Raw genomic sequence first — 5,862 nt, forward strand, 5'->3', positions numbered from 1 at the left:
CGTGCCCACCGCACCCGGCAGGACGGCGGTGCCGTAGTCCTGCGCGTAACCGTCGGCGGCGCGCGGGGTGGCCTGCCGCATCGCGACGAGCACCGGGTCGTTGTAGTTGCGCCGCTTCTTGGCCTCCACGAACTTCATGGAATCGAAGGAGGAGGTGCGGGCATAGCCCCAGTGCGCGTTCGAGTGGGTGTTGCGCAGCCCGTAGGTCCGCGCGGTCGCGGAGATGGACTGCGGGTACTTGCGGTAGAGCTGGGAGGTGATCGCATCGCTGGAGGTACGGATCATCTCGGAGGCGCGGGCCTTATCGGCGGGCGTGCCGTGCTTGAACACATAGTCCGCGATGTAGAGCTTCACGATGGACAGCCCGGGGCGAGCCTCGTGCTGATTGCGGGTGCCAGCGACGAAGCCGGTGGGGGAGTAGGTGAAGCTGATCTGGGTGCGCGCCGGCGAGACGATGAAGCCCTGCGGGTCCTGCACCGGGCGGGGCGCGGCGGAGGCGGGGGCGGTGGCTAGCGTGGCGGCGGTGGCTACTGCCAGGGCGAAGGCGCCGGTGGTGGCGAGGCGGCGGCGAATAACAGAAGCCTGAGAGGAAGATGAGCTCATAAGCTCATGATGCTAATCAACGCAGCAGGCAAAAGCCTGTAGCGAGGGTGTGTTTCCTCGCCAGGGGGTCTTTTCGCGCCCGTGTGACGGCGCCCGCCTGCTGAGCTGGCCCTCCGGGGCAGCCTGGCCACCTCGGCGCTGTCAAACTCGGCTGAGCCCAACGGCTCCTGGCAAAGAAAAACCCAGAGTGCGTCGGTCCGCACCCTGGGTTCACACTAGGCGCTTTAGCGCTGGTGAAGGACGTGCATCACCGCAGCGATCACTGCACTGATCACGCCGATCGCACCGAGCGCAATCAGCAGCTTGCGCAGGATAGAGCCGTCGGTCGAGCCCATGTCGGAGCCGTCCGAACCACCCTGGTTCTGATCATCGCCGTTGCCACCGCCATTGCCGTCACCGGCGCCGGGGGTGTCCTCAACCTCGATCTCGTGGGCCTTAACCTCAACGGTGAGCGCCTCGGAGGTGGAAGGCTTCAGCACAGTGGTGACCACGCCCTCGTCATTGATGCGCTGCTGGCCGTTGAAGACGGCGCGGATCTGGTGCTCGCCGCGCGTCGGGAAGCGGTACTCGAAGCGAGCCTCCCCGGTAGTCGGGTTGACCGGTGCGGTGCCCAGGAAATTCTCACCGTCGAAGAAGGAGACCGTGGCGCCCTCAGGGATCTCCTCGTCGCCCTCGACGGTCACCTTCGCGGTGAACGCCACGGCGTCGCCGGTCAGCGGGGTGGCATCCAGGTCGACCGAGACATCCTCGCGGGTCAGCGTGGTTCCGGTCTCCACCTCCTTGACGGTCAGAATCTCAAAGGTGACGGGCTCTGCCACAGCCTTGCTGAAGATCCGGCCATCCACTTCGCGCTCCCGAACCTCCGCGGTGATCTTCTGCAGACCAGCCTGATCGAAGGTGTGCTCCACGCTCGCGTTGCCCTCAGCGTCGGTCTGCGCGGTGCCCACGCGAACCCCATTGGCGCGGAAGATCACCTCGGCGCCCTCGGGGGAACCCGCGGACACCTCGTAGCGAGCGCTCAGCGTCCGCTTCTCGCCGACCAGGGCCGGTTTGACCGCGCCCAGCTGCAGGGTCGTCTTCGACACAGGAGCGACCTTCAGCTCAAGCGTGTCCTCGGCGCCGGAGACCTCCTGGGTGTCGTTCTCGAAGTCCTCGACGACGGCGCGTAGCTGCAGCGTGGCCGCCTCATCCGGCACGGTGGTCTGCAGTTCCGCCACGCCATTGGCGGTCTTCGCGCGGCCGATTTCCTCGTCGCCGTTGAAGAACACCACTTCCACGCCGTCCTCGAGGGTGGCGTCAGCGTCCGGGTTCGCTTCCGGATCAGCCAGCTCCGCACCGACTGCAGCGCGCAGGCTCAGCGGCAGCTTGCCGTCTGCTGGGGCAGTAGCGTCGACCTCGCCCTGGAGGTCAACGGTGGCCTTCAGCGCGGTGCGCGGCTTCGGGTTGACTGTCACCGTCGTGGCCGCCTCCGAAGCGCCGGTGCGCCCCTCGACGCCCAGGTAGCGGGCCACAACCTTGTGCTTGACGGATTCGCGGTCCGCGAGCTCGGCGTAGGTGTAGCGCAGCTCCGCGACACCATCGCGAACGTCCACGGTGCGGCGCTGACCGTCGCCCAGGTCGAATTCGACCTTGCCTTCGGTGATGGGCTGGCCATCTGTGCCCTTGACGAGGGCCTTTAGGGTGACCTCGCCCTCGCCGCTGAACACCTCGAGGTCGGTGGAGGTCTCGTCGAACTCGGTCTGCGTATCGCGCAGGGCCACCGTGGTGCTGGTGAGGGTCTTGCCAGCGGCATCCGCGGTGCAGTAGACCGCGTCGGTACGGAAGGCTGTGGCGAGCATGGAGAGGGTGTTGTCCCGGTTCTCCTTGCTGGCGGGGCCAGCAGCGGTGCCGGCTGCCCGCAGACCAGTCACGATCTTCGAACCGACCGTGGTGGGGGCGGTGACGTCGAAGGCGATCCGTGGCAGGCGGAAACTCGTATTCTCAGGTGCTGCTAGCCCAGGGCCGTTACCCCAGCTGTCGCTTTCTTGGCCACCGTTATTCACCGAGTGCGTGCCGTCCCAGATGCGGGCGAAAGCGCCATTGGCATTGGGGTTGCCGGAGGCGTCAACGCGTTGCACCACGGCTGCCGGGTTCGCATTCAGCTCGGATGCGCCGCCATCGATGCGCAGGTTGCTGATCTTCACCCCCTGCGGCAGCGCGATATCGTACTTCATCCGACTCGTCTTTTTTCCGCCGGTGCGCATCTCACCCGGCTGGACCTTGACGGTGAAGGTCTGGCCCGGGAGCACGGTCTCCGGGTACTCGACGGCGACATTATCCGGGGAGAGCGTCAACTCGGAACCGTTGGAGAACCACGCCTTATGCTCAACGCACTGGTGATTGACCCGCACCGATTTCTTGACCGGCGCGGCGGCGCTCATGGGCGCAGCGGAAAGCAGCGTGAAACTCAGGGACAGGGAGGTGATGGCGCCCAGGGCGAGGCGGCCCGAGCGGCGAGAAGGCAACAAAGTCATAGGAAAGTCCTTGCAGGAGTAGGAGTGGGGGGGGCTTAGTCGCGGGGCGTGCTCGAGCTGCCGGAGGAGGAACCCCCACCGGAGAACAGCGAGGTCAGCCACTCCCACAGCATGCGGAAGAAGTCGATCAGCGGGGCGAAGGGGTTGGTCGCCGAGGAGCTGGAGCCACCCGGTGTCACCTGGTTGTCATCGCCACCGCCGGGGTTCTGGTTGTTTCCGTCGCCCGGCGTGCTGGTATCACCCGCCACGGTCACGGTTTTTGCCGTGCGGGAGACCTCCTCGCCGGAGGCATTGTGGAAGACCGCAGTGAGCTCTTGCGCGCCGGCGCGGTTCCACAGCACGTCGAACTCTGCGATTCCCTCGACAACCGGGATGCGGGCAGGCTCGCCGTCCTTGGTGACCGGCTTGCCGCCGATAAGGATCTCCAGGAAGCCCGTCACGCTGCGCTGGCTGCCGACCTCTGGGGTGAGGGTCGCGGTGTAGCTCGTGCTCTGGCCCTTCTCTGCGGCATCCGGCCCGTTCAGGGCGATCGCGACGTCGCTCGCTGCCGGGGCAGCCACGGTGATCGTCGTGGTGGTCGCTGCCCGCTTCGCGTCTGCCGGGTTAGCAGGGACGAAGGTGATAGGGACCTCGAATTCCCCTTCGCGGGGGAACACCAACGGCAGGGTGGCGGTGCCCGTGTCCTCCTGGACCTCCGCGGAGATGCGGCGCCCGTCGATCACAGCGGTGACGGTGCCAGCAGCCGCCGGGGTCACGGTCACGGTGGTCGGGGCCTCAACCAGAGGCTCGACGTTCTGCGGGGTGTCGACCTTGATCTCGGTCGCAGAAGCGCCCTTCACCTGCACGGTCAGCACATCCTCGGCGGGGGTTTGGGAGTCATCCGCCGGGATGAACTTGGCCTCCACAGGGAAGTCGCCTTCACGGTCTGGGGTGAACTCCACACTCGTGGCGTGGCCTTCCAGCGTGCGGGTGATCCGCTCACCGTCGATGAGGAACTCGACGGTGCCTTCCGCCCGCTCAGTGTTCTCCGCTGGGGTGACGGTGGCGCTGATGCTCACCGGCTGACCGGGGCGAACTGGGCCGGTCTGATCCGCGTTCAGCTCGATCGTCGTGCCGGTGACCGCATCGATCGTGATCGGAGCGCTGGCCGTGCCCGCTGCGAATGCGCTGCGTGGCGCTGGGGTGAACTCCGCGGTGATCTCCTGCTGCCCTGGGTTCGGGCCGGTGGGCAGCTCAGCGGTGGCGACACCAGCGTCCACCTTCGCCGTCACCGTCGCATCACCCAGGCGGAAACGGACGGTACCCTCGGCGCCCTGCGCCACGGTGGCCTTGACCTCCACGCGCGAACGTGCCGGGGCATTCTCGGGAACGGCGACGTTCAGGGCAGCATCCTGGCCTGCGACCGTCACCGTGGTAGTGGCGGTGGCTGGCTTGAACTCGCCGGAATTCTTCGGCTGGAAGCTGGCCGTGACCTCGTGCTCGCCCGTGATGGGGAACGTCAGATCGGCGGTGGCCACACCATCAACCACTGGGGCGCTGGCCTTCAGGGAACCGGAGGTGAACTCCACGGTGCCTTCGGCCGCAGGCTCGAGGCGAGCGCTCAGGGTTGCGGGCTGACCGGCGACCGGAGTGCCGGTCGCCTCGAGGTTTAGGGCCACCTCGGAAGCGTCCTCAACGGTGACACTCGCCAGCTTGGCGGCCCGGGTGTCCAGTGGTGCGCTAGCGCTGGTGCGGGGCGAGCACTGCACCGGGGCCCAGATAGTGCCAACAAAGGGGGCTGACACCTTGCCCAGCATCGTGAGGAAGTTCTCGTCTCGAGCGAAGGTGCCTGCCTCCCCCTGGGTGCGCACGCCCAGCGCCTTCTCTCCGGGCGTCTTCGCCTTGAGGCGCAGCGTGATCTCCGGGAAGCGCAGGTCAATCTTGGAGCCATTCAGGGTGTACTTAATCCCGCCCTCGCTATTGCGGGAAGATTTCGGGCCATTGCCGATGGTGGCGTTATCAGCGCTGGTGACCCGGAGGAACTCGCCGGTAGGGCTAGGGTTGCCGTCGGCGTCCACCTGGAGGACCTTCATGCCCTTCAGGTTGGACTTCGACTCGTCGATCTCCGCGCCCAGGAATTCCACGCCTGCCGGCAGAGCCATGTCCAGCTTCAGGCGGCTAGCGCTTTCCATTTTTGCCCCCAATGGCAGCGAAGGCAGTTCGACCTCCACGGGGTCGATGGAGAAGCCAGCGCGGAATTCCTCGCCAATACGAACGCTCTTCGGGGAGTCGATATTGACGGTGACATTATCCGTGCTGAATTCCTGTGGCCCTGCCAAGCTGGTAGAGGGGGTCGCCTGGCAGCTCAGAGACATGGACGCGGACGTAGTCTCCGCGAGGGAAGCTTGGGGAATGAACAACATACCGCCGCCCAGCAGTGCCAGCGTCGCGGTGGTGGAGATGACCTTCTTCATCCCACTCCTTTTTAAGTTAGTGAAAGTGAGTAGACCTCCGGCGGCTGCCGAAAGATTAGGAGGTAGTTAAGCAGGGCTAAGTAAGTTCTGTCAAGTGCATGTCAAGCCCAAAGACGGAGGTCCGGCCTCATCCCCTAGGCCGGCCTCGTCCAAACTAGCGGCGCTCCAGCTCCTCCAGGATCGCGCGCATCTCCGTGCGGCGTACCTTGCCCATCTGGTCAGCCGGCAGCGTTGCCACGTGGAAGAACTCCCGCGGCACCTTATAGCCAGTCAGCACCTTCTTGCAATGCTGG

The 5,862-nt window shown here is 65.9% G+C and carries 3 protein-coding genes; all 3 read right to left on the reverse strand.

Annotated elements, in window-relative coordinates; all coding sequences use genetic code 11:
* The coding region (locus tag Q1V78_RS04205; RefSeq protein ID WP_300611996.1) for a hypothetical protein at positions 1-603 on the reverse strand (603 nt) is incomplete at its 3' end.
* A 224-nt stretch (positions 604-827) separates the two neighbouring features.
* Positions 828-3,116: an Ig-like domain-containing protein gene (locus Q1V78_RS04210; protein WP_300611998.1), complete on the reverse strand. Its 2,289-nt coding sequence runs from the start codon at positions 3,114-3,116 to the stop codon at positions 828-830.
* A 35-nt stretch (positions 3,117-3,151) separates the two neighbouring features.
* On the reverse strand, positions 3,152-5,569 hold the full coding sequence (locus Q1V78_RS04215; protein ID WP_300612000.1) for an Ig-like domain repeat protein: 2,418 nt from the start codon (positions 5,567-5,569) through the stop codon (positions 3,152-3,154).
* Positions 5,570-5,862: the final 293 nt, after the last annotated feature.

It is taken from the genome of Corynebacterium sp. (assembly GCF_030152825.1).
In the GTDB taxonomy this organism is placed as follows: domain Bacteria; phylum Actinomycetota; class Actinomycetes; order Mycobacteriales; family Mycobacteriaceae; genus Corynebacterium.